The 25,453-nt window shown below is 65.1% G+C and carries 25 protein-coding genes; 14 read left to right on the plus strand and 11 right to left on the minus strand.

Annotated features, from left to right (window positions below; all coding sequences use genetic code 11):
- Positions 1-150 precede the first annotated feature (150 nt).
- Positions 151-1,047, minus strand: a complete 897-nt coding sequence (locus DBR47_RS09005) for an AraC family transcriptional regulator (RefSeq protein ID WP_124449128.1) — start codon at positions 1,045-1,047, stop codon at positions 151-153.
- Positions 1,048-1,184: 137 nt separating this feature from the next.
- On the opposite strand from DBR47_RS09005, the gene DBR47_RS09010 reads away from it, so the two are divergent.
- Complete coding sequence (locus DBR47_RS09010) at positions 1,185-1,733, plus strand: carboxymuconolactone decarboxylase family protein (protein ID WP_124449130.1); 549 nt, start codon at positions 1,185-1,187, stop codon at positions 1,731-1,733.
- Positions 1,734-1,834: 101 nt separating this feature from the next.
- On the plus strand, positions 1,835-2,530 hold the full coding sequence (locus DBR47_RS09015; protein ID WP_124449132.1) for an MOSC domain-containing protein: 696 nt from the start codon (positions 1,835-1,837) through the stop codon (positions 2,528-2,530).
- A gap of 44 nt (positions 2,531-2,574) precedes the next feature.
- Here DBR47_RS09015 and arsC read toward each other — a convergent pair whose 3' ends face one another.
- Positions 2,575-3,003 carry an arsenate reductase (glutaredoxin) gene (arsC, locus tag DBR47_RS09020; protein ID WP_124449134.1) on the minus strand — a complete coding sequence of 143 codons (429 nt, stop codon included), beginning with the start codon at positions 3,001-3,003 and terminating at the stop codon, positions 2,575-2,577.
- A gap of 210 nt (positions 3,004-3,213) precedes the next feature.
- Here arsC and DBR47_RS09025 point away from each other — a divergent pair, with 210 nt between their 5' ends.
- Positions 3,214-3,402: a hypothetical protein gene (locus DBR47_RS09025; protein ID WP_124449137.1), complete on the plus strand. Its 189-nt coding sequence runs from the start codon at positions 3,214-3,216 to the stop codon at positions 3,400-3,402.
- A 78-nt stretch (positions 3,403-3,480) separates the two neighbouring features.
- Here the strand turns inward: DBR47_RS09025 and DBR47_RS09030 are convergent, their stop codons facing one another.
- The gene (locus tag DBR47_RS09030; RefSeq protein WP_124449139.1) at positions 3,481-4,203 is read right to left on the minus strand and encodes a type 1 glutamine amidotransferase; all 723 of its coding nucleotides are present in this window, start codon (positions 4,201-4,203) and stop codon (positions 3,481-3,483) included.
- A 311-nt stretch (positions 4,204-4,514) separates the two neighbouring features.
- Here DBR47_RS09030 and DBR47_RS09035 point away from each other — a divergent pair, with 311 nt between their 5' ends.
- Positions 4,515-5,660 (plus strand): HD-GYP domain-containing protein, encoded by a 1,146-nt coding sequence (locus DBR47_RS09035; protein ID WP_124449141.1) that lies wholly within the window; start codon positions 4,515-4,517, stop codon positions 5,658-5,660.
- A 9-nt stretch (positions 5,661-5,669) separates the two neighbouring features.
- Here DBR47_RS09035 and rnk read toward each other — a convergent pair whose 3' ends face one another.
- The 3 genes from rnk to DBR47_RS09050 all read right to left on the minus strand — a co-directional run bounded on the left by rnk (position 5,670) and on the right by DBR47_RS09050 (position 8,120).
- A complete protein-coding gene (gene rnk / locus DBR47_RS09040; RefSeq protein WP_124449143.1) occupies positions 5,670-6,089 on the minus strand; it encodes a nucleoside diphosphate kinase regulator in 420 nt (139 codons plus the stop codon).
- 378 nt (positions 6,090-6,467) lie between these two features.
- Entirely contained in the window at positions 6,468-7,025 is a 558-nt protein-coding gene (locus DBR47_RS09045) for an NUDIX domain-containing protein (protein WP_124449145.1), read from the minus strand.
- 123 nt (positions 7,026-7,148) lie between these two features.
- Positions 7,149-8,120 carry a GlxA family transcriptional regulator gene (locus DBR47_RS09050; protein ID WP_124449147.1) on the minus strand — a complete coding sequence of 324 codons (972 nt, stop codon included), beginning with the start codon at positions 8,118-8,120 and terminating at the stop codon, positions 7,149-7,151.
- Positions 8,121-8,220: 100 nt separating this feature from the next.
- On the opposite strand from DBR47_RS09050, the gene DBR47_RS09055 reads away from it, so the two are divergent.
- The gene (locus tag DBR47_RS09055) at positions 8,221-8,610 is read left to right on the plus strand and encodes a hypothetical protein (RefSeq protein ID WP_124449149.1); all 390 of its coding nucleotides are present in this window, start codon (positions 8,221-8,223) and stop codon (positions 8,608-8,610) included.
- A gap of 67 nt (positions 8,611-8,677) precedes the next feature.
- Positions 8,678-9,136 (plus strand): hypothetical protein, encoded by a 459-nt coding sequence (locus DBR47_RS09060; protein WP_124449151.1) that lies wholly within the window; start codon positions 8,678-8,680, stop codon positions 9,134-9,136.
- On the opposite strand, the gene DBR47_RS09065 is transcribed toward DBR47_RS09060, so the two are convergent.
- Entirely contained in the window at positions 9,126-9,926 is an 801-nt protein-coding gene (locus DBR47_RS09065; protein ID WP_124449153.1) for an exodeoxyribonuclease III, read from the minus strand. The two genes, DBR47_RS09060 and DBR47_RS09065, sit on opposite strands and share 11 nt — an antisense overlap.
- A 319-nt stretch (positions 9,927-10,245) precedes the next feature.
- On the opposite strand from DBR47_RS09065, the gene DBR47_RS09070 reads away from it, so the two are divergent.
- The 3 genes from DBR47_RS09070 (at position 10,246) to DBR47_RS09080 (ending at position 14,205) form a co-directional block, all read left to right on the plus strand.
- Positions 10,246-12,486 (plus strand): TonB-dependent receptor, encoded by a 2,241-nt coding sequence (locus DBR47_RS09070; protein WP_370454891.1) that lies wholly within the window; start codon positions 10,246-10,248, stop codon positions 12,484-12,486.
- A gap of 271 nt (positions 12,487-12,757) precedes the next feature.
- Entirely contained in the window at positions 12,758-13,438 is a 681-nt protein-coding gene (pyrE, locus tag DBR47_RS09075) for an orotate phosphoribosyltransferase (RefSeq protein ID WP_124449155.1), read from the plus strand.
- Entirely contained in the window at positions 13,438-14,205 is a 768-nt protein-coding gene (locus DBR47_RS09080; RefSeq protein ID WP_124449157.1) for a hypothetical protein, read from the plus strand. The genes pyrE and DBR47_RS09080 overlap by 1 nt, the downstream gene beginning before the upstream one ends.
- A gap of 45 nt (positions 14,206-14,250) precedes the next feature.
- Here the strand turns inward: DBR47_RS09080 and gatB are convergent, their stop codons facing one another.
- The 3 genes from gatB to gatC are packed head-to-tail and all read right to left on the minus strand — an operon-like array spanning position 14,251 to position 17,523.
- Entirely contained in the window at positions 14,251-15,711 is a 1,461-nt protein-coding gene (gatB, locus tag DBR47_RS09085; RefSeq protein ID WP_124449159.1) for an Asp-tRNA(Asn)/Glu-tRNA(Gln) amidotransferase subunit GatB, read from the minus strand.
- Between the two features lie 13 nt (positions 15,712-15,724).
- On the minus strand, positions 15,725-17,224 hold the full coding sequence (gene gatA / locus DBR47_RS09090) for an Asp-tRNA(Asn)/Glu-tRNA(Gln) amidotransferase subunit GatA (RefSeq protein ID WP_124449161.1): 1,500 nt from the start codon (positions 17,222-17,224) through the stop codon (positions 15,725-15,727).
- Positions 17,224-17,523 (minus strand): Asp-tRNA(Asn)/Glu-tRNA(Gln) amidotransferase subunit GatC, encoded by a 300-nt coding sequence (gatC, locus tag DBR47_RS09095; protein WP_124449163.1) that lies wholly within the window; start codon positions 17,521-17,523, stop codon positions 17,224-17,226. Before gatC ends, gatA begins: the two co-directional genes overlap by 1 nt.
- A 360-nt stretch (positions 17,524-17,883) precedes the next feature.
- Here gatC and DBR47_RS09100 point away from each other — a divergent pair, with 360 nt between their 5' ends.
- The 5 genes from DBR47_RS09100 (at position 17,884) to rodA (ending at position 23,920) form a co-directional block, all read left to right on the plus strand.
- Positions 17,884-18,927 carry a rod shape-determining protein gene (locus DBR47_RS09100; protein WP_058722426.1) on the plus strand — a complete coding sequence of 348 codons (1,044 nt, stop codon included), beginning with the start codon at positions 17,884-17,886 and terminating at the stop codon, positions 18,925-18,927.
- A gap of 144 nt (positions 18,928-19,071) precedes the next feature.
- The gene (mreC, locus tag DBR47_RS09105; protein ID WP_124449165.1) at positions 19,072-20,049 is read left to right on the plus strand and encodes a rod shape-determining protein MreC; all 978 of its coding nucleotides are present in this window, start codon (positions 19,072-19,074) and stop codon (positions 20,047-20,049) included.
- Positions 20,046-20,567, plus strand: coding sequence for a rod shape-determining protein MreD (gene mreD, locus DBR47_RS09110; protein WP_124449167.1), 522 nt, complete (start codon positions 20,046-20,048; stop codon positions 20,565-20,567). Before mreC ends, mreD begins: the two co-directional genes overlap by 4 nt.
- Positions 20,568-20,594: 27 nt before the next feature.
- Positions 20,595-22,769: a penicillin-binding protein 2 gene (gene mrdA / locus DBR47_RS09115; RefSeq protein WP_124449169.1), complete on the plus strand. Its 2,175-nt coding sequence runs from the start codon at positions 20,595-20,597 to the stop codon at positions 22,767-22,769.
- On the plus strand, positions 22,766-23,920 hold the full coding sequence (gene rodA, locus DBR47_RS09120) for a rod shape-determining protein RodA (protein ID WP_124449171.1): 1,155 nt from the start codon (positions 22,766-22,768) through the stop codon (positions 23,918-23,920). Before mrdA ends, rodA begins: the two co-directional genes overlap by 4 nt.
- Here the strand turns inward: rodA and DBR47_RS09125 are convergent, their stop codons facing one another.
- Positions 23,921-25,426 carry a sensor histidine kinase gene (locus DBR47_RS09125; protein WP_124449173.1) on the minus strand — a complete coding sequence of 502 codons (1,506 nt, stop codon included), beginning with the start codon at positions 25,424-25,426 and terminating at the stop codon, positions 23,921-23,923.
- Positions 25,427-25,453: the final 27 nt, after the last annotated feature.

Here is a 25,453-nt window from a genome sequence, read left to right on the forward strand (position 1 = left end):
GCGCAGAAGAATTCACAAGCTAAGTCAGAGCTTTCATATGGGTACGTACCCAGTCGGCAAAGTCCTACTCGGGCGTCGGGAACAGCTGGCTTGAGGATGATCAGCCCGAGCTAGGCATTCGAGCAATGCCTCGTCTGCTTTTTGCGGCCCTTAGGCCTCGGCCTGCGCCTGCAACCAAGCGCGCGGCGACTGCCCGGTCTTTTGTGCAAACAAGCGCGACAAGGCCGAGGCATTGGCATAGCCCAGCTCGGCGGCAATGGTCTTGACCGGCCGACCCCGGCTCAGCTGGGCCTGGGCCAGACCCAGACGCCAGTCGGCCAGATAGTCGGCCGGCGTCAGGCCTAGCTGCGCTTTGAAGCGGGCCGCGAAGGCGCTGCGCGACATGCCGGCCAGCTCGGCCATGCGCGCCAGGCTCCAGGCCTCGCCGGGCCGCTCATGCAAGGCCGTCAGGGTGCGAGCCAGGCGCTCATCGGCCAGGCCGAGCAAAAGCCCGGCCGAGGGCGCATCGGCCGCCGGGTGATCCAGCAACCAGCGCAAAAGCTGCAAGAGCACCACCTCAAACAAACGATCCGCCAGTAGGCGCTGGCCGCAGCGCAGCTGCTCGGTCTCGGCGAACAAAAGCGCCAGGCTTTGCTCCAGACCCGGCACCTCGCGCAGCGGCAGGCAGATCAGCGGCGGCAGGGCGCGCACCAGCGGGTGAGCGGCGCCGCCGTGAAAGTCCAGCGTGGCACAGACGAAATCGGAGCCCTCCACCGGCGCGTTATGAAAGTCGTGTGCCAAGGGGCGCGGGTAGAACAGCAAGGTCGGCTCGCTGATGCGCAAGCGCTTGGGCGCACCGGCGCGGGTGGCCGCCGCGGCGTGACGCAGCTCCATCTCGCCGCGCCGCAAGACATGCAAAAAGCCCCGCCCCGGTTCGGCCGCGAAATGCGTCAGCCCGCACAAGGGCCCAGCATGAAAAAGATGCGCCCGCACCGGAAAGCGCTCGAACAGGGCGGACAAGCGGTCCAGCGCGGGCGCGACTGAGGCGGTGTGGGCTTGCGAAGTCATTTGGACGATTGGGTTTGTTTTGCGGACGAAACGACACCTATCGTAGCGCCAAGCGCCAGACACTGGGATCACGCCGCAGCCAAGACAGCAAGCGGCGAATCCTCCAACCTTCCAAGCCATCGAAAGAGAGCATCCTCATGAACCGCGTTCCCCTCCTCACCGCCGCCACCACCACCCACGCCCCGACCCAAGCCTTGTTGGGCCAGGTCCAAGGCGCTTTCGGCGGCACGCCGAATATGTTCCGCGCCGTGGCCAACTCGCCGGCCGCACTGCAAGCCATGTGGAGCTTTTTTGGCGCCCTGGGTGGCGGCACGCTGCCGGCCGCCTTGGGCGAGCAGATCGCCGTGGCCGTGGCCGATCGCAATGGCTGTGACTACTGCCTGGCCGCCCACACGGCCCTGGGCCGCAAGGCCGGGCTCAGCGCCGAGGCCTTGCATGCCGCGCAACTGGGCGAGTCCAGCGACCCGCAGACCGCCGCCGCCCTGCGCTTTGCCCTGCGCCTGGTGGAGGCCCGCGGCGCCGTCAGCGCCGAAGAAGTGCAGGCCCTGCGCGCCGCAGGCTTTGATGACAGCGCCCTGGTCGAGATCATTGCCCATGTGGCCTTGAACACCTTCACCAACTACATCAATGTGGCGTTGGACACGCCGGTGGACTTCCCCGCCACCCGTCTGCGCCGTGCGGCTTGAGCACGGCGCGGAGCCCACGCGTTTGAAATGAACCGAAGATGCGGCTTGCACCGCATCTTCGCTTCGATCTTTCTTTCACCAATGTTTTGAATCTCCCCGCCATGAACAGCCCCACCCTCCTCGGCCATGTGCGCAGCGTGCTGATAGGCCGCGCTGTCCCCTCCTCGCGCCCAGGCGTGCTCAGCGCCATTGCCAAACAACCGGTGGAAGGCCGCATCGCCGTGCACCCACTGGGCCTGCTTGGCGATGAACAAGGCGATTTGCGCGTGCATGGCGGGCCGGACAAGGCCGTGCACTGCTACAGCTGGTCTCACTACCAAGCCTGGCGCGAGGCCCTGCCCGACTGCGCCCTGCTGCAGGCACCTGGCGCTTTTGGCGAAAACCTCAGCGTCGACGGTGTGGACGAAGAAAGCATCTGCCTGGGCGACCAGCTGCGCATAGGGACGGCGCGCTTCAGCCTCAGCCAGGGCCGCCAGCCCTGTTGGAAACTCAACGATCGCTTCGGCCAGAAAGACATGGCCAAGCAAGTACAGACGAGCTTGCGCGCGGGCTGGTATCTGCGCGTCGAGCGGCCCGGCGAGATCGGCGCGGGCGACGCCATCGAGCTGCTGGCCCGGCCTTACCCACAGGCCAGCGTGGCCCGCCTGCTGCGCGCCATCCGCGACCGCGAGCAAGACCCGGCCCAGTTGCGCGAGCTGCTGGCTTTGCCGCTGACCGAATCTTGGCGCCGCTTGTTTGCGGGCCGCCTCGACTCTGGGCAGATCGAGGCCTGGGCGCCGCGCATGGGAGAGGAATAAGAACGCCCGTCGAGTCAGCTCAACTCGGTTCAGTTCAACTCAGCTCACACCGGCTTGCGGCGCAGGCCGGTGTCGTTCACCACCTCACCATCCGACTTGGTGAAAGGCGGCAGCGGGCCCACCGGCAGCAGCTCCAGCACCTCTTCCGAGGGGCGGCAGAGCTTGGCGCCCAAGGGCGTGAGCACGATGGGCCGGTTCAACAAGATCGGGTGCTGGGTGATGAAGTCCAAGAGCTGCTCATCCGTCCATTTCGCGTCGGCCAGCCCCAGCTCGGCAAAAGGTGTGCCCTTCTCGCGCAGCAGTCCGCGCACGCCCACGCCGACGGCGGCCACCAGCTCGCGCAGCGTCTCCAGCGTCGGCGGGGTCTTCAGATATTCGATCACCACGGGCTCCAGCCCCGCATGACGGATCAGGGCCAGCGTGTTGCGTGAGGTGCCGCAGGCGGGGTTGTGATAAATCGTGATCTGAGACATGGACGGTCAGCGGCAGGCGCGCGAAAAATTGAGGGGAAGGCGAAGGCGGAAATCGTAGTCGATCCCTTCGCGCGATTCAGCACAAGATCCTGATACCGATGCCCTCAATCTGTGCAAGCTCTTGACACCTTGTTTGCTTCAATGCCCGCAGCCACGCCTTCTGCAAGCTCCGAGCTTCGCCTGCGCTGTGGCTCAACCGGAGAAGAAAACATGAGCATCAAAGCAAGTTCAAACACCCCCGCCGGCAAGCCCAGCTTGCCTCAAGACCCCAAGGCGCGCGAGGCCCTGCTGAGCCAGCAGCGCCTGCAGCTGCGGGCCGAGGAATGCGCGCGCCGCGGCGTGCGCTTTCTGCCGGCCCAGGTGATGCGGCCGCTGTACGAGAAGGCTGGGCTGATCTGAACCCAAACGCGGGAACGGGGCGGGGCCACAAAGCCCTGCCCCGTTCGTCTCAAAGCGGCCGAGACAACAAGGCCGCCCTCATTCCGCCAAAGCGGCCTCGCGCTGCAGCTGGCGACTCCAGTGGCGGGTGATCTGCTCGGAGAAATTGCGCAGATTGCGCATGCGCTCAGGCAGGGCCCGCAACATGGTGATGCGGTTCTGCACATCGGGGCCGCTGGCCTTGCTCATGCGGGTGTTCTTGCGCTCGCACCAGATTTTGAGGCTGGCTTCGTCCAGCTCCACATGGCAGAGCAGGGCCAGATGGGGGCCGAGGGCAAAGCCCTTGTTGCGGCAGCGTTTGTCGAACAGCACGCGCTCGGCGCCCAGCGGCAGCTCCAGGCTGTGGGCATGGGCGTTGAACAGCTCCAGCTCGGTAGGCGGCGCGATCAACTTGCTCAAATGCGGCGTCACCCAGGAATGCTGCCAGCCATAACTTGGCGTGGTGCTGGGCAAGACCTTGCCCCCGGCCGCCACCGTCAGCAGCTGGGCGCCAAAGGCCAGGCCCAGCACCGGCACGGCGTGCCTGAGTGCCGATGCGCACAAGCGCTGCTCCGCCCGCATCCAGGGCAGGTTGTCGCTGAGATTGCGTTCGCTGCCCAGCAGCACCAGGCCGCTGAACTCGCGCGCGTCCTCGGGCAAGACCTGACCCTGGTCCGCGCGGATGAGGCGCAGCGGCACCCCTTCTTGTTGCAGCACGGTCTGCAAGCTGCCGGGGCCCAGGAACTCTTCGTGTTGAACAATGGCCACTGGTTTCATATGCATCTGACAGGGTTGTTAGGGAGCTTTGATCTTTGCCTTGCGGGCATCAAAACCCTGTTGAACTGCGCAGAGGCCGCATCAATATTTGGTGAAGGAAATTGACGCGCACGAGTGCGAGACCCGGGCTGGGTCTTGCTTGCATTCGTGTGAAAAGTCGCAGCGGCGAATGACGCTGCGCCTGCTCTGTGCGCAGCTCGCCCGGCTCTTGCTGCTGGGCCCCGTTTGCATCTCAAGTTAGCAATCAGGCCTCCGAAGTGAAGACGGTCGCCCGCCGCTTCTTGGCAGGCCTGGGCTTTGCCTCATATCGGACCGCCATGCGGATTTGCTCACTCTCCTCGGTCAGGAATCGCATCGTGCTGGGCACGCCGCTGCCCTTCAGCGTGCGCGACGCCAGCCGCATGCTCTTGTTGGCGCGCGGACAGGTCATCGCGAACGAAACCCAGCTGGAAGAGTTGCTGCTGCGCGGTGCCCTGGTGGAGGTGGATGAGCTGGCCGAGGCCATGGTGAGCAAGCAGCCCAAAAAGCCGCCTTCCGCCGCCCAAGCCCTGGCCCGCCTTCCTCAGGACTGGGAGCGCAGCAGCCTGGATGTGCAACTGGCCCTCAGCGCCGCCCCGGCCCAGCTGGCCGAGGCCTTGCACGCCAGCACCGACCAGATGCTGGGCTTGATCGATCTGGCCCCCGATGTGGCCCTGTCGCAGGTGGTGCGCCAGCAAGAGGGCGGTGCGGGGCATTACGGCGTCGACCACTCCATCCACGCGGCCACCGCCTGCCTGGCCACGGCGCGCTATCTGGGCTGGAGCCCGATGGAGCAGCGCCGCGCCTTCCAGGCCGCGCTGAGCATGAATCTGGGCATGCTCGATTTGCAAGCCCGCCTGGCCACCCAGGTCTCAGCGCCCACCGCCCGGCAGCGCGAGGCCATACGCGAACACCCGGAGCGCAGCGTGGCCCTGCTCAGCGAGGCCGGCATCGACGATCAGGACTGGTTGGAGGCCGTGCTGCAACATCACGAGCAGCCCGATGGCTCCGGCTATCCCAGCGGCAGCAGCTGCATCACCGAGCTGGCCGAGTTGCTGCGCTTTGCCGATATCTACACCGCCCGCCTCAGCCACCGCGCCCGCCGGCCGGCCATGAGCGCCCACCAGGCCGGGCGCGAGATCTTGCAGATGGCCGAGGCCAGCCCGCTGGCCGCAGCCCTGATCAAGGCCTTTGGCATCTTCCCGCCGGGCAGCATGGTCAAGCTGGCCTCGGGCGAGCTGGGCATGGTGGTGCGCAACGGTGCCAAGGCCTATCACCCGCTGGTGGCGGCACTGACCAATAGCCGCGGGGAATCGCGCAAGAGCGCGCTGATGCGCGACAGCGCACGCGGTGAACATGCGGTGGTGGCCCTGCTCTCGGCCCAGTCCATGCCCATGCGGCTGACCGACGCGCGCATCGTCAGCCTGATCAGTGCGCATGCCTAGCCTCGGAAGCTACAGCGTGTAGTCGCCGCTGGCCTCCGGCTGATACAAGAGGCTCAGAATCTCCGCCATCAGCGGCTCGCCATAGGGCGTTTGCCAACGCGCCAGATCGCCGACACGGCAGCCCAGCAAGGCGGCACCCAGGGGCGAAAACACCGACACCCGGCCCGCCTCGGCATCGGCGTCGGCGGGATAGCAAAGCGTCAACATGCGGCGGCGGCCGTCTTGCGGATCGACCAGCTGGACTTGTGAGTTCATGGTCACCACATCGGGCGCGATCTGGCGCGAGGGCAGCAGATCGGCACCATCCAGCAACTGGTTCACCAGGGTCAGCGATGCCGGGTGGGCGCCACGGCGCAGCAAGGCCTCCAGGCGGACATGGTCGAGTTCGGTGAGCGTGCGCCCAGCCATTTCATGAGTCATTGTTTGCATGAGTTTGCAGCCTTCATTCCAGTGAGGAGAGGGCGAGTCCGGCACCCGCTTGCAACGGTTGGTGCATCTGCAGGTGCTCGGCTGCCCAGCAGCGCGACTTGTGTGGCTGGCCCGGCCGTCCCCGATGCGCGCGCTTGATTCAGTGGGCGAAGAGTGGGGAGCCGGGCTCAGGAATGTGCGGCGATGGCGGGCCTGCGGCGCCCAGGCTGCCGCAAGCCTTCACCGGGCCAAGGCCGGTGCAGGGACAGCAGATGGGGGCTCGTGGAACTCATGGCCCGAGTCTAGCCGCTCGCCGCGTCCGAATGGGCGACAAGCGGGTGGAACGCAAATCACGGGTCGGCCGCAACAAAGGCCTGAGCCACGCCCCAGCCTCCGCGCTCAACCCTGCTCGCAGGAGGCAAGGCCTGAGCGCAGCTTGGCCACAAAGCGGCCCAGCTGCGGATCGCTCTTGCCCAGGGGCAAGTCAGCCAGAGAGAACCACCGCAGCGAATGGAATTCCTCCCTTTCGAAAACCAGCTCGACCTCACGCCTGGACTTGACGAGATACCACAGCGAAACATCGCGGTGGCCGGCCGTCAGGCCCACGGTCTCGGTGATGGTGATGAAGAGCGGCGGCCCCAGCTCACTCTCGGCCATTTGCAAGCCCAGTTCTTCCTGCAGCTCGCGTACCACCGCGGCGCGCGGATGTTCACCCGGCTCCACATGGCCACCGGTGGGCAGCCACAGTCCGGCGTTGCGGTGCTCCACCAGCAGCATGTGCTCCTCGTCCAGCAGCACAAAGTAAGAAACCAAATGCTGAGGCGGCAGGGCGGGCTTGGCGACGCGGCATAGCGGCGCCCCCGAGTCCAGCCAGGCTAAAGCATCCGCCAAATCTCGCTGCTCTTGCGCGTCCCAAGGCTGGATGGCTTGCAGTTCGCGGCGGATTTTGGTTCTCATGGGGCATGCTCCTTTTTCTTGTAATCAAACCCGCTCGGGCGTTTTTGATGCTGAGCACCGCTGCGACAGCCATTGCTAGCGGCATCCTGCGGACAGGGCGACAAACTTATGGGGGTCTCTTCCCTAGCCCCGCATTCGACTCGGCGTCAGCCCCGCGCTCTTGCGCAGCAGGCGGCGCAAGGCCGTGGCGTCTTGATAGCCCACGGCGGCGGCGACTTGTTCCACGCTCATGCGGCTGCGTTGCAGCAATTGCCGTGCATGCTGCAGGCGCACGCTTTGCACCAGGGCCAGCGTGCCTTGGCCGGTGGCCCGCTGAACATGGCGCGACAGGGTGCGGGTGGACATGCACAGGTCTCGCGCCATCTCCTCCACCGAGGGTGGGCTGGGCAAGGCCTGGCTGATTTTGCGCGTCAGTTGAGAGATCAACTCGTCGCCGCTGGCCAAGAGCTCGGGCACGACAAAAGGTGCTTGCGCCTGCCGAGCGTCGATCAGCAGCACTCTGGCCACGGCCTCGGCCAAGTCCTCACCCAGACGGGTGCGCAGCAGGTGCAGCATCAGATCGCTTTGCGCCATGGCAGCACCCGCCGTCAGCAGTGGCCCATCGGCGCAGACCATGCGCTCCGCCTGCACCTGGCAGCCCGGTTCCAGCCGCTGCAGCTGCGCAGCTAACCACCAAGCCGTGCTGACCCGCCGCCCCGCCAGCAAGCCGGCCCGCTGCAGCAAAAACACCGCCGAACAAGAGGCCGCCACCGCACCCCCTTTGCGACCATGCGCGCGCAGGAGCTCGGCCGCGGCCAGCGCATCGGGCTGGGCCAGGCGCTCGGACAAAGCGGTGGCCGAGTCCAGCCCCAGGCCGGGCACGATCCAGATCGAGCCATCGCCGGCATGGCTGGCCTGAGCCCTGAGGGTCTGCAGCGACATCCCGCCCTGCAGATCCAAGCGACCACCGTCCATCGAAACCAAGCGCCAGCGCGGGCCGGGCTGGCCGGCGCGCTCGGCCACAGCGCGGCCAGCACCAAGCAAATCCAGCGTTAGCGCGACGCTGCTGGCGTACGCGCCTTGCAGCAGCAGGACGGTGAAATCAGTCGATGTCATTTATCGCTTGAAAGATGTCGATTCGGACGCTGGCATTCTCAGCGGCGGCAGGCTGCAATACAAGCCCACGAGTCATCCTTCCCTCAACCGAGAACCCATCGTGACTTTTCTATCCCTGCTGCTGATCACCAAGATCGCCATCACCGCCTTGCTGGTGGCCCTGCCCTTTCTGCTCGGGCCGCAGGCACGCCTGGAGGCTGCCACCGGCCTGAGTGCCAAGCGACCGATCTTCTTTCGCCTCTACGGTGTGGCCATCACCGCCCTGCTGGTGGGCTATGGCTTTGGCATCCCCAGCGCGGAGCACCAGCAACTCCCCTGGGGCGTAGTGATGATGGGCTTGGTTTCCAACACAGGGGCGGCGCTGCTGCTCTTGAGTAGCGCCAAGCCCAGATCCATGAACTTCTGGCTGGGCAGCTTCTTTGCCCTGATTGCTCTTGCCCTGGCCGCCTCGGCGGTCGCGCCAGGACTGGCACTGAGCAAGGCTTGGTAGCTCGCGGCTGGGGCGGCGCTTGCGGCTATATTTGTTGGCGGATCCATCGCCGAACTGCCGAGCCCCTATGCAGGCCATCGTCATCCCCATCGCCGCCCTCGCCATCGCCGCAACAGCCTTGTTCATCGCCATGCAGCGGCGCCTGGGCCGGCTCCAGCCCAATATCGTTTGGGTGCAGCTGACGTTTTCGGAGGCGAGCTTTCGCGCCATCATCGAGCGCTGGGGGCCAGAGGGGCGGGAGCGCTTTCGCTCGCATTTCCCCTTGGACTACTGTTTTTTGCTTTGCTACGGCTGGCTGGGTTTTCTGCTCGGGCGGGCCTTGCAATCAGCGGCCAGCGGCCAAGCCCTGTGCTGGGTCCTGCCCCTGGCCGCTGCCTGCGACGCCCTGGAGAATCTGCTGCATCAGCGCTTTCTCGCCGCTGCGCCGGGCAGCCTGCCCAGGCAAGCCTTTGTGCTTGCCGGGCTCGCGTCCAGCGCGAAGTGGCTGCTGATCCTGGCCTTCCCTCTACTCGCCTTCAGAGCTTGAAGTCGTAATCCACCGTCAGCGGCGCATGGTCGCTGAACTTCTCCGCCTTGTAGATGGCGGCACGCTTGGCCAAAGCCGCCAACTTGGGCGTGGCGAAGTGATAGTCCAGGCGCCAGCCCACGTTCTTGGCATAGGCGGCGCCGCGGTTGCTCCACCATGTGTAGCACTCGTCGGTGGTGTCGGGGTGCAGCTGGCGGTAAACGTCGACCAGGCCGCCCTGGCCTTTGCCGGTACCGAAGAGTTCATCCAGCCAGGCGCGTTCCTCGGGCAGAAAACCCGAGTTCTTCAGATTGCCCTTCCAGTTTTTCAGGTCGGCTTCCTTGTGGGCGATATTGACGTCGGCCACCAGGATGAACTCGCGCTCGGCCTTGAGGGCGGCCAGATGAGGACGCATGGCGTCGAGAAAGCGGTACTTGGCTTCCTGCCGCTCGGGGCCGCTGCTGCCGCTGGGGAAGTAGCAGCTGATCAAGCTGAGCTTGCGGCCGGGCTTGTCGAAGCGCTTTTCGATATAGCGGCCCTCGAAGTCAAACTCAGGCACACCCATGCCGATGATGATGTCGCTGGGCTCCTCGCGGGTGTAGAGGCCCACGCCCGAATAGCCCTTCTTCTGGGCATAGTGGAAGTGGCCTTTGAGCGGGCCGGAGCTGCAAAAAACACCGGCCACATGCTCGTCCTGAGCCTTGACCTCTTGCACGCCCAGGGCGTCGGCCTCTTGCTGCGGCAGCCAGTCGAAGAAACCCTTGTTGGCAGCAGAACGAATGCCGTTCAGATTGGCGGTGATGAAGCGCATAGGAGTCGTGGGCCGGTGGTATTCATAAGAAGCGGCCAGTATCGCAGCTGACCATGCCCGCTTTTGGCAGGAGTCAAGAGGGCGGATGTCGGCCAGTCTGCTGCATTTAGACAACAAAAAGGGCGGCACTGGACCGCTATAAAGCGGCTTTGCGACGAGAAGATGACTTTCATGCACGTGGCTTGCTAGATTCGACAGCCTGTCAAACAAGCAGCCCCGCGGCCCCGGTCCACCGTTCACCGCGCATTCAAACGGCGCTTGTCCGACACCCTAAGCCCCGCCTTCATTCCTTCCCTTCTGCCCCTCCCGGAGTCCCCGTATGAGCATGCCCCAATCATCGCTTGTTGCCCCGCGCCAGATCGCGCTGTCCGTCGCCCTGGCGCTTGCCGCCTGGCCTGCGAGCCAAGCCCTCGCGCAAGAAAAGTCCGCCGACAAGACCCAGCTGGAAACCGTGGTCATCACGGCCGAGCGCCGCGTCGAGAACATCAAGGACGTGCCCAACGCCGTCTCCAGCATCAGCGGCGAGAAGCTGGATGTGCTGAACTCCAGCGGTCAGGACATCCGCTTCCTGTCCGGCCGCGTGCCCAGCCTGAACATCGAGTCCTCCTTCGGCCGAGCCTTCCCGCGCTTTTACATCCGCGGCTACGGCAATACCGATTTCCGCCTCAACGCCTCGCAGCCCGTCTCGCTGATTTACGACGATGTGGTGCAGGAGAACCCCATCCTCAAGGGCTTCCCCGCCTTTGACCTGAAGGCCATCGAAGTCATCGCCGGCCCGCAAGGCACTTTGTTCGGCCGCAACACGCCGGCCGGCGTGGTCAAGTTTGACTCGGCCAAGCCCTCGCAGCGCCAGGAAGGCTATTTCAATGCCTCCTACGGTACCTACGGCACGGCCAATCTCGAAGGCGCGGCCAATCTGGTCCTGAACAAGGACTTGTCCCTGCGCTTCTCGGCCCAGCTGCAGCACCGCGACGACTGGGTGCACAACACTCAAAAGACGGGCAGCCAGTCCACCGAAGGCTATGACGACCGCGCCGTGCGCGTGCAAGCCTTGTACGAGCCCAGCAAGGACTTCAGCGCCCTGCTGAACATCCACAACCGTGAACTCAAGGGCAGCCCGCGCCTGTTCCGCGCCAACATCATCAAGCCCGGGACCAATGATCTGGTCGATGGTTTCGATCCGGCCAAGATGTCCATCGACGGGACGAACGAGCAGCTGCTGCATGCCAGCGGTGCCAGCGCCCGCCTGAAATTCAATCTGGGTGGCGCGACCCTGCATTCCATCACCGCAGTGGAAGCCGTCCAGCCCTTCAGCCGCGGCGATGTGGATGGCGGCTTTGGCGCCCCCTATGCTCCCGATGGCAAGTACGGCCCGGGCTTCATCCCCTTCTCGGCCGAGACCTCGGACGCACTGAAAGACCACCGCCAGCTGAGCCAGGAATTCCGCCTGGAGTCCAATGCTCAGGGCCCCTGGCGCTGGCAAGGTGGTGTTTATCTGTTTGATGAGCGTTACACCATGGAAAGCGTCAACTACGACAGCATCTTCCACGGCCCCACCACCTCCTCACGCACCAGCCAGACCAATAAGGCGGCCGCCCTGTTCGGCTCCATCAACTACGACGTCAGCGATGCCTTCAAGCTGCGCGCCGGCCTGCGCTATACCGAGGACAAAAAGACCCTGGTCAGCGAGTCCAAGGACGTGCCGCTCAACACCGCCAACGGCCTGAGCGCCGACACCAAGGACTCCAAGTGGACCTGGGATGTGTCGGGCACCTATGCGCTGGACAAGAGCACCAATCTCTACGCCCGTGTCGGTACCGGCTTCCGCGGCGCCGCCATCCTGCCCGCCTCGGCCTTCGGCCCCTTGAGCAAGGCCGCGCCCGAAACCCTCACTTCCTACGAAGTGGGTGTGAAGAGCGACTTCTGGAACCGCCGCGCTCGCCTCTCGGCCAGCATGTTCCGCTATGACGTGAACGATCTGCAGCTTACCGAAGTCGGCGGCGGCAGCAATAGCAATTCGGTCAAGAGCGCCAAAAAGGCCACCGGCCAGGGTATCGAGCTGAACCTGGACCTGCTGCCCATCGACAACCTGGTCCTCACCCTGAGCGGCAGCTATAACGAGGCCAAAATCCACGACGCCAATCTGACGGTGGGCGGCTGCGGCGGCGGCTGCACGGTGACCAACCGCCCGGCAGGCGGCGGCCAGTTCTATATCGACGGCAATCAGCTGCCGCAGGCACCGAAATGGGTGGGCAATCTAACCGCCCGCTATGGCATCCCCCTGGCCGGCGGCGACGAACTCTACGTCTACACCGACTGGGCCTATCGCAGCGCCGTCAACTTCTTCCTGTACGAGTCGGTGGAATTCACCGGCAAGGCCTTGACCGAAGGCGGTCTGCGCGTGGGCTATGTCTGGGGCAATGGCAAGTACGAGGCCGCCGGCTTTGTGCGCAACATCACCAACCAGACTCGCGTCACCGGCGCCATCGACTTCAACAATCTGACCGGCTTCATCAATGACCCGCGCACCTATGGCGCGCAGTTCAAGGTCATTTTCTAAAGCCCCGTCGGCAAGCCCAAGCCCGGCCGAGCCCCCGCTCAGCCGGGCTTTTTTGCAGCCCTACAATTCCGCCCACTCCCTGTTCATCAGCTAAGGCGACGCTGAACAAGTCCCTCGTGCGCTGCGCATCCCCGTTTCGGGCGCCCAACGGCGTTGCAAATCCTCGCCATAGCTGCGGCTATGGCTGTGGTTTGCGCCTTGTTGGGCATTCCGAACCGTGGCGCGCAGCATCACGGGAACTTATTCAGCGTCGCCCTAAAACACCCGCGCCATGACCCAAGCCACTCACACCCCCGATCAACTTGCCCAGGAATTTGTGGCCTTTGCGGTGCAAGCCGGCGTGCTGCGCTTTGGTGAATTCAAGACCAAGGCCGGCCGTCTGAGCCCCTATTTTTTCAACGCTGGCCTGTTCGATGACGGCGCTAAGCTCGGCGCCCTGGCCAAGTTCTACGCCCAGCGTCTGATCGCCTCCGGCCTGGAGTTCGACATGATTTTTGGCCCCGCTTACAAGGGCATCACCCTGGCCGCGGCCCTGTCCATCGAGCTGGCCCGACTGGGTCATAACAAGCCCTTTGCCTACAACCGCAAGGAGGCCAAGAACCACGGCGAAGGCGGCACCCTGGTAGGCGCGCCGGTCAAGGGCCGAGTGCTGATCATTGACGATGTGATCTCGGCCGGCACCTCGGTGCGCGAGTCCATCGCCATGATCAAGGCCGCTGGCGCCACGCCCTGCGGCGTCACCATCGCCCTGGATCGCCAAGAAAAGGCGGCCGAGAACGGTGTGGATCTGCCGCACTCGGCGGTGCAATACGTCACGCAGCAACTACAGATGCCGGTAATCGCGATTGCCGGACTGGCCGATCTGCTTCAGTATCTACGCTCAGCGGACGATAGTTCGGTGACGGCTTTTGCCGAGGCCGTCCAAGCTTATCGGGACAAGTACGGGGTCTGATGCACCATCACCTGCGCACAAGGCGTTTTGAGGACGGAACCATGCTGCAGCGCTGCGCCTTGCTAGGCCGCAGCACACTGCTGTCCGCCTTGGCCTGCCTACTTGCGCCCGCCAGCCTGGCGCAGCCGCCCAGCAAGGACAGCAGCAAGGGCAGCATCTACTCCTGTACCACCCTGGACGGTCGCCGCCTGACCTCGGACCGCCCCATCGTCGAGTGCAGCTCGCGCGAGCAACGCATCCTCAATGCCGACGGCTCCCAGCGCGCCACCCTGCCACCGGCCATGTCCCCCGAAGAGCGGGCGGCGCAGGAAGCACGCGATCGCAAACATGCGGCCGACCGGGCCGCGCAGCTGGATGCCGTGCGGCGGGATCGCAATCTGATGCAGCGCTTCCCCAACGAGCCCAGCCACAAGGCCGCCCGCAGCGCCGCGCTGGACGATGCCAGCAAGGCCATGCTGATCTCGGAGCGGCGAATCAAGGATCTGGCCCAAGAGCGCAAGCCCTTGTTGGACGAGGCCGAGTTCTACAAGGGCCGTGCCCTGCCGGCCAAGCTCAAACAGCAGATGGACGCGAACGACGCGGCCGTCGAGGCCCAGCAACAGCTGATCGAGAACCAAAAGGCCGAACTGGTGCGCATCAACAGCCGCTACGACGCGGAGCTCTCAAGACTCAAGCGCCTGTGGGCCGGCGCCGCGCCAGGTAGCTTGGGGCCGAGCAAGGCCGAGGTCGGCGCCGGTGCTGACGCCGCACCCGACGGCAAGCGCTGAGACAAAACAAAAGGGCCGCTAGAGCGGCCCTTTGTCTGGCTGGAATCAGCCTTCCAGCTTCTTCTTCAGCAACTCATTGACAGCGGCCGGATTGGCCTTGCCCTTGGTCGCCTTCATGGCCTGACCGACCAGGGCGTTGAAGGCCTTGTCCTTGCCGGCACGGAACTCCTCCACCGACTTGGCATTGGCGGCCAGCACCTCGTCGAGGATGCGCTCCAGCTCGCCCGTGTCGCTCATCTGCTTAAGTCCCTTGGCTTCGATCAATGCGTCGACATCCTGGCCTTCACCCGTCCACAAAGCCTCGAAGACTTGGCGCGCGGCGTTGTTGGAAATGGTTCCGTCCTGGATGCGGCCAATCAAGGCGGCCAGGGTGGCGGCCGAGACCGGGCTGGATTCGATCGTGCGTTCCTCCGCATTCAAGCGGCGGGAGAACTCGCCTTGCAGCCAGTTGGCCACCAGCTTGGGGGCCTTGCAGGCGTCGCGGGCGGCTTCATAAAAGCGCGCCGTGGCCAGGCTCTGGGTCATCAAGGCGGCGTCGTAGGCGGGTAGGCCATCGACGCTCTCAAAGCGCGCCGCCATCACGGCCGGCAGCTCGGGCATCTCGCCACGCACCCGCTCCACCCATTCCGGCGCGATCACCAGGGGTGGCAGATCGGGGTCGGGGAAGTAGCGGTAATCGGCCGAATCTTCCTTGCTGCGCATGGCGCGGGTCTCGCCCGTATCGGGGTTGAAGAGCACGGTCGCTTGTTGAATCGTGCGGCCGTCCTCGATCTCGTCGATCTGCCAGTTCACCTCGTAGTCCACCGCCTGCAGCAGATTGCGGAAGCTGTTCAGGTTCTTGATTTCGCGCCGCGTGCCATAGGGGCTGCCTGGCTTGCGCACCGAGACATTGACGTCGCAGCGGAAAGAGCCTTCCTGCATATTGCCGTCGCAGATGCCCAGCCACATCACCAGGGCGTGCAAGGTCTTGGCGTATTCGCAGGCCTCGGCGCCGGAGCGCATATCGGGCTCGCTAACGATCTCCAAGAGCGGTGTACCGGCGCGATTCAGGTCTATACCCGACTGGCCGTGATAGTCCTCATGCAGGCTTTTGCCCGCGTCTTCTTCCAGGTGGGCGCGGGTCAGATTGACGCTGTGCTTCACATCGCCGACGAAGAACTCCACCGTGCCGCCCTGCACCACCGGGATCTCGAACTGGCTGATCTGGTAGCCCTTGGGCAGGTCGGGGTAGAAGTAGTTCTTGCGCGCGAAGATGGACAAGGGTGCGACCTTGGCGCCCACGGCCAGGCCGAAGCGGATGGCGCGCTCGACGGCACCCCGGTTCATCACCGGCAGGGTGCCCGGCAGGGCCAGATCCACCGGCGAGGCCTGGGTATTGGGCTCGGCACCGAAGGCGGTAGAGGAGCCGCTGAAGATCTTGGACTGGGTGGAGAGCTGGACGTGGTTTTCCAGGCCGATCACGACCTCATAACCACGCACGAGTTTGCTTTGCTGTGTTGCGCTCATGTGCTTGTTTCGCTCAGATTCCTGCGGGGGCGGCGGCGTGCCAATCGGTGGCCTGTTGCAAGGCATGGGCCGCATGCAAAAGCTGGCCTTCCTTGAAGTAATTGCCCAGCAATTGCAGACCGACAGGCATGCCCTCGGCACCCAAGCCCACCGGCACGCTCATGCCGGGCAGACCGGCCAGGGAGCCCGGCAGGGTGAAGATGTCGGCCAGATAGGCCTTGACCGGATCGTCCTTGCCTTCGCCATGCTTCCAGGCCACGGTGGGGGCCACCGGGCCGGCGATCAGATCGCATTGCTGGAAGGCTTGCTGGAAGTCGTCGGCAATCATGCGACGCAGCTTTTGCGCTTGCAGATAGTAGGCGTCGTAATAGCCATGGCTCAGCACGTAGCTGCCGATCATGATGCGGCGCTTGACCTCGGGGCCGAAGCCTTCGGCACGGGTCCTTTTGTACATGTCCAGCAGATCGTCGTACTGGGCCGCACGATGGCCGAACTTGACGCCGTCAAAACGGCTCAGGTTCGAGCTGGCCTCGGCCGGGGCGATGATGTAGTAAACCGGAATCGCCAGCTCGGTACGTGGCAGGCTCACATCGACCAGGGTGGCGCCCAGCTTTTCCAACTCGGCCAGACCTTGGCGCACGGCGCTGGCCACATCGGCCGACAGGGCGGCCGGGAAGAACTCGCGCGGCAGACCGATGCGCAAGCCCTTCAGCGGCTGGGCGGCCGTCGCACCTTCGCGGGCCTGCAGCATCTGGGCATGGAAGTCTTGCGGCGGCTGCTGGATGCTGGTGGCATCGCGCTCGTCAAAACCGCTCATGGCGGAGAGCAGCAGGGCGCAGTCCTCGGCCGTGCGGGCCATGGGGCCGGCTTGGTCCAGGCTGGAGGCAAAGGCAATCATGCCGAAGCGCGAGCAAACGCCGTAGGTGGGCTTGATGCCGGTGATGCCGGTGAAGCTGGCGGGCTGGCGGATGGAGCCGCCCGTGTCGGTGCCGGTGCTGGCGGGCACCAGGCGAGCCGCCACGGCCGCTGCCGAGCCACCCGAGGAGCCGCCGGGCACGCGGTCGTGATCCCAGGGGTTCATCACCGGCTTGAAGGCCGAGTTCTCATTCGCCGAGCCCATGGCGAACTCGTCGCAATTGAGCTTGCCCAGTGACACCGTGCCGGCCTGCTTCAGGCGCGCCACCACGGTGGCGTCGAAGGGGCTTTGGTAGTTGACCAGGATCTTAGAGCCGGCCGTGGTGGGCATGTCCTGGGTGACGAAGATGTCTTTGTGGGCCAGGGGCACACCGATCAGCGCCCCGGTTTCACCGGCGGCGCGGCGTGCATCGGCCGCCTGGGCCGCGGCCAGAGCCAGGGCCTCGTCCACGTGCAAGAAGCAACCCAGTGGCGAATGGGTGGTAACACGCGCAAGCAGATGTTGTGTCACCTCAAAACTGGACACGCTCTTGGCGGCCAGCGCGCGGCTCAAATCGGCCACGCCCAAATCATGCAAAGAAGCTTTTGTCGTTGTCATTATTCGATGACCTTTGGAACCAGGAACAGACCGTCTTCCACCGCCGGGGCGCTGCGCTGATTGAGTTCGCGTTGATTGCCTTCGGTGACGGCGTCGTCACGCAGACGCAGGGCCACCTCCTGCACCGCCGACAGCGGCGTGTACAGGGGCTCGACACCACGGGTGTCGACGGCGCTCATCTGCTCCACGATCTTGAAAAACCCATTCAGCTGGGTCAGCATTTCGCTGCTTTCAGCAGCCTGCAGGTCCAGCCGCGCCAGATGGGCGATGCGGCTTACGTCTTGAGAGGTCAGTGCCATGGGCAATGCGATTCCGAGGTTGGAAAAACACAGGCCAACCATCGCGCACGCGAGAGTGCGAGCAATGGTGAGCCACTAGCAAACATATGGCCCGTGCGGTGAAGAATTTAAGGGGTGATCAGTTATTATCTCCGCTTATCTCCATGGCACCGGGGCTGCATGTCCTTCTTGGACCCGCAGCCTCGTCGCACATCTGGAGATGAAGTTGAAACAATCTGTGAATGCCGCCCTGGCGCAGCCGACCTTGAATCAGCTGGCCGCGCCCCGAAGAACCCAATTCAGCCGCTACCCATGCGCGGTGCTTGAAGCGATCTGCAGCCCAAGGCCCAGATGCCAGAGCCCGCGCCCGCCAAAAACATGATGTTCGCCTCCCTGCGCCGCTACTTCTCCACCGACCTCGCCATCGACCTCGGCACCGCCAACACGCTGATTTACGTCCGCGGCAAGGGCATCGTGCTCGACGAGCCCTCGGTTGTCTCCATCCGCCACGAAGGCGGCCCCAACGGCAAGAAGACCATTCAAGCCGTCGGCCACGAAGCCAAGGCCATGCTGGGCAAGGTGCCGGGCAATATCGAGGCGATTCGCCCGATGAAGGACGGCGTGATCGCCGACTTCACCGTCACCGAGCAGATGCTCAAGCAGTTCATCAAGATGGTGCACGACTCCAAGATGCTGCGCCCCAGCCCGCGCATCATCATCTGCGTGCCCTGCGGTTCGACCCAGGTTGAGCGCCGTGCCATCCGTGAATCGGCCCTGGGCGCCGGTGCTTCCGAGGTTTATCTGATCGAGGAACCCATGGCAGCCGCCATCGGCGCCGGCCTGCCGGTGTCGGAAGCCTCCGGCTCGATGGTGGTGGACATCGGCGGCGGCACCACCGAGGTGGGCGTGATCTCGCTGGGCGGCATGGTCTACAAGGGCTCGGTGCGGGTCGGCGGCGACAAGTTCGACGAAGCCATCATCAACTACATCCGCCGCAACTACGGCATGTTGATCGGTGAGCCCACGGCCGAAGCGATCAAGAAGAACATCGGCTCGGCCTTCCCCGGCTCCGAGGTCAAGGAAATCGAGGTCAAGGGCCGCAATCTGGCCGAAGGCGTGCCGCGCAGCTTCACCATCTCGTCCAACGAGATTCTGGAAGCCCTGACCGACCCGCTCAACCAAATCGTCTCCGCCGTGAAGAACGCGCTGGAACAGACCCCGCCCGAGCTGGGTGCCGACATCGCCGAGCGCGGCATGATGCTGACCGGCGGCGGCGCCTTGTTGCGCGATCTGGACCGCCTGCTGGCCGAAGAAACCGGCCTGCCGGTGCTGGTGGCCGAGGATCCGCTGACCTGCGTGGTGCGCGGCTGCGGCATGGCGCTGGAGCGCATGGAACGCCTGGGCAGCATCTTCACTTACGAGTAAGTTCGGGCCTACTACGCCAAGCTTATGCGTCGTTGGGCGGTGCTCGGAATCCTCACGACCCTCGAGGTCGCTCCGGTTCCTGCGCTCCGTCCGCCTAGCCTAAGCTCGGCTCGCTACGGCTGGCAACGCTGAACCTTTTTCGCCATGCCCCTCGGTCCTCCAGATCGCACGACGCCCCCCATCTTCCGTCAAGGCCCCTCGGCCCTGACCAAGCTGCTGCTGTGCGCGGCCGCGGCGGTTTTTCTGATGGTGGCCGACGCCCGCTTCAAGGTGGTGGAGCCGGCCCGCGCGGGCCTGGCCCTGCTGCTGCATCCGGTGCAGCGCCTGCTGCTGACGCCGGTCGATGCCTGGGACAACTTTGGCGACTATCTGCGCGGCACCCAGCGCGCCATGACGGCCGAGAACCTGGCCCGCCAACAGCTGGTGCAGCAGGCCGAGAAGCTCTCACGCGCATCGCAGCTGCAAGACGAGAACCAGCGCCTGCGGGCCTTGCTGGGCCTGCGCCCGGCCTTGCAGGTCAGCTCGCAAGCGGCCGAGGTCTTGTACGAGGCGCCGGACCCCTATTCCCGCCGCGTCGTCATCGACCGCGGCAGTGCCAACGGCGTGCAGCTGGGCGCCCCGGTGATCAACGACGCCGGCGTGCTGGGCCAGGTCACCCGGCTCTACACCCTGTCCGCCGAGGTCACCCTGCTGAACGACAAGGACGCCGCCATTCCCGTGCTCAACACCCGCACCCAGCAGCGCAATGCCGCCTTCGGCAATGCCGACGGCAGCGGCATGGAGCTGCGCTTTCTGGCCGCCAATGCCGATGTGAAGGAAGGCGATCTGCTCGCCACCTCAGGCCTGGACGGCATCTACCCGCCCGGCCTGCCCGTCGCCAAGGTCACCCTGGTGGAGCGCCGTGGCGACAGCAGTTTTGCCCGCGTGGACCTGCAAGCCGTGGCGCAGGCCGACAGCGTGCGCCATGTGCTGGTGCTGCAGCCCCTGGCCCAGCATGAGGCCGCCCAGGCCGAGGCGGCAGCAGCCGCCGCTTCCGAAGCCGCCGCCCACGCCCAGACCAAGGCCGCCATCAAGAACGTCAAGGCCGCGGCCAAGGCGGCTTCAGCCGGAGGCAAGCCATGATCATGCCGCGCGGCTCCGGCCAGCTTTTGCTGCCGGCCAATCCTGTCTTCATCGCCTTCAGCCTCTTGCTGGCCCTGGTGGCCGATCTGGTGCCCTTGGGCCGCACGGCCCTGATGCCGGACCTGCTCTCGGTGGTGCTGGTGTTCTGGGGCGTGCATCAACCCCGCCGCGTCAACGTGGGCTGGGCCTTTGCCTTCGGCCTGCTGATCGATGTGCACCACGGCTCCTTGCTGGGCCAACATGCCCTGGCCTACAGCATCCTGAGTTATGGCGCGGTGAGCCTGCATCGCCGCCTGCCCAGCTTCGGTTTGATCACCCAAGCCCTGCATGTGCTGCCCCTGTTTGCCATGGCCCATGCCGTGTCCTTGGCGGTGCGCATGCTGGTGGGCGGCATGTGGCCGGGCTGGACGCTGATGCTGGCGCCGGTGTTCGAGGCCATGCTGTGGCCGCTGGCCACGGTGCTGCTGCTGGCGCCGCAACGCCGTGCCCCGGACCGTGATGCCAACCGCCCGCTGTAAAGCAGGCTCACGCCGGCGCATTGCCCCATGACGGTCCTGAAGAATCTCGAACAAGAGCTGTCGCGCTTCCGCCTGCGCCTGGTGGCCGCGGCCGGCTTTGTGCTGTTCTGCTTCGGCTTGCTGGTGGCGCGCCTGATCTTTTTGCAGGTGATCCAGCACGACAGCCTGCTGGACCGCGCCGAGTCCAACCGCGTCACCATCGTGCCCATCGTGCCCAATCGCGGCCTGATCAAGGACCGCAACGGCATCGTGCTGGCCAGCAATTACTCGGCCTACACGCTGGAGATCACCCCGTCCAAGGTGGTCGATCTGGAGGCCACCATCGACGAGCTGGCCCAGGTGGTGGACATCCAGGCCCGCGACCGCCGCCGCTTCAAGCGCCTGATGGAGGAGAGCAAGAGCTTCGAGTCCCTGCCCATACGCACCAAGCTGAGCGACGGCGAGGTGGCCCGCTTCACCGCCCAGCGCTTTCGCTTTCCTGGCGTGGAGATCAAGGCCCGGCTGTTCCGCAGCTACCCGCTGGGGGAGGTGGGCGCCCATCTGATCGGCTATATCGGCCGCATCAACCAGGCCGAGAAAAAGGCCATGGAGGATTGGGAAGAGGAAGACATCGCCAATTACCGCGGCACCGAATACATCGGCAAGCTGGGCCTGGAGCAGAGCTATGAGCGCGAGCTGCACGGCATCACCGGCTTTGAGCAGATGGAAACCAGCGCCGCCGGCCGCGCCGTGCGCCGCCTGGCCTACCGGCCGCCGACGCCGGGCAATACCTTGCAGCTGTCCATCGACATCCGCCTGCAAGCCCTGGTGGAGGAGCTGTACAAGGACCGCCGCGGCGCCCTGGTCGCCATCGACCCGCGCAATGGCGAGGTGCTGGCCTTCGTCTCCAAACCCACCTTCGACCCCAATCTTTTCGTCGATGGCATCGATGTCGACAGCTGGCGCGATCTGAACGAAAACCCCGACAAGCCCCTGCTCAACCGCGCCCTGCGCGGCACCTACCCGCCTGGCTCCACGTACAAGCCGCTGATGGCAATGGCGGCACTGAACAGCGGCAAGCGCGGCCCCAGCGTCGTCATTCAGGACAATCTGACCTACAGCTTCGGCGGCCGTACCTTCGGCAGCCCCGAGAGCGACCGCCCCGGCCCCAAAGACATGCGCCTGGCCATCGTCAGCAGCTCCAACGTCTACTTCTACAGCCTGGCCAATGAGATGGGCGTGGACCTGATCCACGACGAATTGGAACCCTTTGGTCTGGGTCGCCGCACCGAGATCGATCTGCAGGGCGAAGTCACCGGCGTGCTGCCTTCGCAGGAGTGGAAGCGCCGCTATTTCTCCAGAAGCCCGGCCAATCAAAAATGGTTTGCCGGTGAGACCATCTCCCTGGGCATCGGCCAGGGCTATAACAGCTTCACTATTCTGCAGCTGGCCTCGGCCTATGCCACCTTGTCCAACGGTGGCCAGCGCTTCCGGCCGCGCCTGGTGCGCGAGATCGAGGATGTGGTCAAACATGAACAGCGCCGCACCGCCAGCGATGCGCTTGACCCGCTGCCCCTGAAGAAAGAGCATGTCGACGTCATACGCAATGCCATGTATGGCGTGACCATCGAGGGCACCTCGCGCGCCGCCTTTGCCGGTGCGCCCTACAAAAGCGGCGGCAAGACCGGCACGGCCCAGGCCGTGGGCCTGCGGGCGGGTGAGAAGTACAAGGACATCAAGGCCGATGAGCGCAAGCGCGACCACTCGCTTTACGTCGCCTTTGCCCCGGCCGATGCGCCCACCATCGCGCTGGCGGTGATCGTCGAGAACGCCGGTTTCGGCTCCACCTCGGCCGCCCCGATTGCCCGACGGGTGTTCGACTATGTGCTGATGGGCCAGTACCCCAGCGAGGAAGACATCGCCCTGACCCAGATCGGCAAGAGCACCGCGCCCATTGGTACGCCGCGCGCCATCGCCAGCGTGCCCCTGCCCGGCGTGCCGGCCTCGGCACCGAGCGCGGCGGAAGCTGCCGCTTCGGCGGCATCGGCGGCATCGGCGGCTTCAGCGGCTTCGGCTCCAGCAGCCAGCACTTCTGCGGCCACCGCCACCCCGATCAAAAAGCCCGCCGCATTGCCCGCCAGTGCGTCTGCCCCCGCAACCAAGGCCAGTGCCGTCGCCCGCCCCCTGGCCGCGCCACCCGCCAGCGGAGCCTCCTCACGATGAACGCCGTTTTCGACAAACCCAGCTGGTGGCAACGCCTCAAGCCCTGGTTCAGCGGCTTTGACGTCCCGCTGCTGCTGGCCATCGCCTGGATGATGGGCCTGGGCCTGATCTGCATGTACTCGGCCGGTTATGACCACGGCACGCGCTTTGTCGACCACTCGCGCAATATGCTGATCTCGGTGGCGCTGATCTTTTTCGTGGCCCAGATCCCGCCGCAGCGCATCATGCAGCTGGCAATTCCGCTCTACACCGTGGGCGTGCTCTTGCTGATCGCCACGGCCTTGTTCGGCATCACCAAGAAGGGCGCGACCCGCTGGCTCAATATCGGCATCACCCAGATCCAGCCCTCGGAGATTCTCAAGATCGCCACCCCCTTGATGCTGGCCTGGTGGTTCCAAAAGCGTGAAGGGCTTTTGCGTCTGCCCGACTTCATCGCCGCCTTCCTGCTGCTGGCCGTGCCGGTGCTGCTGGTGGCCAAGCAGCCCGATCTGGGCACCTCCATCCTGGTGTTCTCGGCCGGCTTCTTCGTGATCTTCTTCGCCGGCTTGAGCTGGCGCCTGATCATCCCGGCCTTCGTGATCGGCGCCGTCGCCATCACCGCTCTGGTGATGAGCGAGGAGAAAATCTGCCAGCCCGAGGTGGAATGGCCGGTGCTGCGCGAGTATCAAAAGAACCGCGTCTGCACCCTGCTGGACCCCAATAAAGACCCACTGGGCAAGGGCTTCCACATCATCCAGGGCGAGATTGCCATCGGCTCCGGTGGCATCCAGGGCAAGGGCTTCATGAAGGGCACGCAAACCCATCTGGAGTTCATCCCCGAGCGCACCACCGACTTCATCTTTGCCGCCTTCGGCGAGGAGTTCGGCCTCATCGGCGCCCTGGCCCTGTTGGCCGGTTTCACCGCCCTGATCCTGCGCGGGCTGATGATTGCCTCCGAAGCGCCGACCCTGTTCTCACGCCTGATGGCGGGCGCGGTGACGCTGTCCTTCTTCGTCTACGTCTTCGTCAATATGGGCATGGTCAGCGGCATCCTGCCCGTGGTGGGCGTGCCCCTGCCCTTCATCAGCTATGGCGGCACCGCCATGGTGACCCTGGGCCTGGGCCTGGGGCTGTTGATGTCTATCGCCAAGACGCGGCGGCCCCGCTACTGATCAGCTCTCGGTCTCTGGCAAGGGGTGAGCAGAGAAGCGCACGGTAAACCGCGCCCCCGGGCCCTGGCCGTCCGGCTCCGCCTGGCCCGGTCGGCGCGGGCGGGTTTCATCCAAGGTCACCTCGGCCTCATGCTGCTGCGCGATCTCGCGCACGATGGCCAACCCCAAGCCGGAGCCGTCCACATTGGTGCCCAGGGCGCGGTAAAAAGGCTGGAAGACCTGCTCGCGCTCGGCCTCGGCCACGCCGGGGCCGGAGTCCTCCACCTGCAAAACACTGACCTGGCCGAAGGGGTCTTCCACCACCCGCACCGTCACCGTGCCGCCGACCGGGGTGTAGAGCAAGGCGTTGTCGACCAGATTGCGGATCAGCTCGCGGATCAGCAAGGGGTGACCCAGAACGCTCAGGCTGCTCTGCTCCTGCTCTGGGCCCTCATAGCCCAGATCGATGCGCTTATCAAAAGCACGTGGCACGAAATCGCGCACCGTCTCGATCGCCAACTCGGGCAGATTGACCTCGCTACGCCGGGCCGCGTGCTCCTGATCTTCGGCCCGCGCCATGGCCAAAAGCTGGTTGACCATGTGCGCGGCACGCTGGCTGGACAGCGCGATCTGCTGCAGCGAACGCTTCAACTCAGCGGGCTCGCTGCGGCCCTCGTCGATCTCGCGCTGGGCAAACTCGGCCTGCGTGCGCAGGCCCGCCAAAGGAGTCTTCAGCTGGTGGGCCGCGTCGGCCAAAAAATGCTTCTGGCTGCTGATGGACTGATCCAGCCGCGCCAGCAAATCATTGATGGCGCGCACCAGGGGCGCCACCTCTTCCGGGATGCGGCGCTCGTCGATGGGGCTGAGGTCGGAGCTCTCGCGCGAGCGGATGCGGCGCTGCAACTCGTTCAGCGGCGCGATGCCGCGCGCCAGCGCCAACCAGACCAAGAGCACGGCCAAGGGCAGGATGACGAACTGCGGCAGGATCACGCCCTTGATGATTTCATTCGTCAGGCGGCCACGTTTGCCCAGGGTCTCGGCCACCTGCACCAACATGGTTTTGCTGCTGCCCGCCATGCCCTCGGGCGAGACCCAGAGGTAGGCCACCCGCACCCGCTCATTGCCCACCTCGTCATCGCGAAAGTGCAGCTCCCAGGGCACGATGGGGTCATCGTCGGGCGGCACCGGCAGCTTGGCGTCGCCGTTCAGCAACTCGCCGCGCAGGCCCAGCACCTGGAAGAAGACGGTATCGGTTTCATCCGCCCGCAGCAGCGCCGCCGCCTCAGGCGCCAAGGCGTACTGCGAGCGCCCGGTGCGCCCGGCGGCAGCCGCCACCGAGGGCGAAGCCACCTGCAAACCCAGGGTGCGAGCCATCTCGCCCAACTCCCTGTCATAGGGTTTGCCGGCAATGCCTTGGGCGACCAGCCAGGTCAAGGCCACGCTGATGGGCCAGATCAAGAGCAGCGGCGCCAGCATCCAATCCAGGATCTCGCCGAAGAGGGAGCGTTGGCCGGATTCAGCGGCCATAACTGCCCCTCACTGCCGATCGGATCA

Origin of the sequence: Paucibacter sp. KBW04 (genome assembly GCF_003852425.1) — a bacterium.
Lineage (GTDB): Bacteria > Pseudomonadota > Gammaproteobacteria > Burkholderiales > Burkholderiaceae_C > Paucibacter_A.

Bases quoted from the DNA above. Each gene is read 5' to 3' on its own strand.
- rodA (WP_124449171.1), top strand. From the start codon at position 22,766: ATGAACGCCGTTTTCGACAAACCCAGCTGGTGGCAACGCCTCAAGCCC.
- DBR47_RS09045 (WP_124449145.1), bottom strand. From the start codon at position 7,025: ATGAGAACCAAAATCCGCCGCGAACTGCAAGCCATCCAGCCTTGGGAC.
- DBR47_RS09005 (WP_124449128.1), bottom strand. From the start codon at position 1,047: ATGACTTCGCAAGCCCACACCGCCTCAGTCGCGCCCGCGCTGGACCGC.
- gatC (WP_124449163.1), bottom strand. From the start codon at position 17,523: ATGGCACTGACCTCTCAAGACGTAAGCCGCATCGCCCATCTGGCGCGG.
- mrdA (WP_124449169.1), top strand. From the start codon at position 20,595: ATGACGGTCCTGAAGAATCTCGAACAAGAGCTGTCGCGCTTCCGCCTG.
- DBR47_RS09025 (WP_124449137.1), top strand. From the start codon at position 3,214: ATGAGCATCAAAGCAAGTTCAAACACCCCCGCCGGCAAGCCCAGCTTG.
- DBR47_RS09100 (WP_058722426.1), top strand. From the start codon at position 17,884: ATGTTCGCCTCCCTGCGCCGCTACTTCTCCACCGACCTCGCCATCGAC.
- gatB (WP_124449159.1), bottom strand. From the start codon at position 15,711: ATGAGCGCAACACAGCAAAGCAAACTCGTGCGTGGTTATGAGGTCGTG.
- arsC (WP_124449134.1), bottom strand. From the start codon at position 3,003: ATGTCTCAGATCACGATTTATCACAACCCCGCCTGCGGCACCTCACGC.
- mreD (WP_124449167.1), top strand. From the start codon at position 20,046: ATGATCATGCCGCGCGGCTCCGGCCAGCTTTTGCTGCCGGCCAATCCT.
- DBR47_RS09065 (WP_124449153.1), bottom strand. From the start codon at position 9,926: ATGCGCTTCATCACCGCCAATCTGAACGGCATTCGTTCTGCTGCCAAC.
- mreC (WP_124449165.1), top strand. From the start codon at position 19,072: ATGCCCCTCGGTCCTCCAGATCGCACGACGCCCCCCATCTTCCGTCAA.
- rnk (WP_124449143.1), bottom strand. From the start codon at position 6,089: ATGCAAACAATGACTCATGAAATGGCTGGGCGCACGCTCACCGAACTC.
- DBR47_RS09010 (WP_124449130.1), top strand. From the start codon at position 1,185: ATGAACCGCGTTCCCCTCCTCACCGCCGCCACCACCACCCACGCCCCG.
- DBR47_RS09060 (WP_124449151.1), top strand. From the start codon at position 8,678: ATGCAGGCCATCGTCATCCCCATCGCCGCCCTCGCCATCGCCGCAACA.
- pyrE (WP_124449155.1), top strand. From the start codon at position 12,758: ATGACCCAAGCCACTCACACCCCCGATCAACTTGCCCAGGAATTTGTG.
- DBR47_RS09015 (WP_124449132.1), top strand. From the start codon at position 1,835: ATGAACAGCCCCACCCTCCTCGGCCATGTGCGCAGCGTGCTGATAGGC.
- DBR47_RS09030 (WP_124449139.1), bottom strand. From the start codon at position 4,203: ATGCATATGAAACCAGTGGCCATTGTTCAACACGAAGAGTTCCTGGGC.
- gatA (WP_124449161.1), bottom strand. From the start codon at position 17,224: ATGACAACGACAAAAGCTTCTTTGCATGATTTGGGCGTGGCCGATTTG.
- DBR47_RS09080 (WP_124449157.1), top strand. From the start codon at position 13,438: ATGCACCATCACCTGCGCACAAGGCGTTTTGAGGACGGAACCATGCTG.
- DBR47_RS09070 (WP_370454891.1), top strand. From the start codon at position 10,246: ATGAGCATGCCCCAATCATCGCTTGTTGCCCCGCGCCAGATCGCGCTG.
- DBR47_RS09125 (WP_124449173.1), bottom strand. From the start codon at position 25,426: ATGGCCGCTGAATCCGGCCAACGCTCCCTCTTCGGCGAGATCCTGGAT.
- DBR47_RS09050 (WP_124449147.1), bottom strand. From the start codon at position 8,120: ATGACATCGACTGATTTCACCGTCCTGCTGCTGCAAGGCGCGTACGCC.
- DBR47_RS09035 (WP_124449141.1), top strand. From the start codon at position 4,515: ATGCGGATTTGCTCACTCTCCTCGGTCAGGAATCGCATCGTGCTGGGC.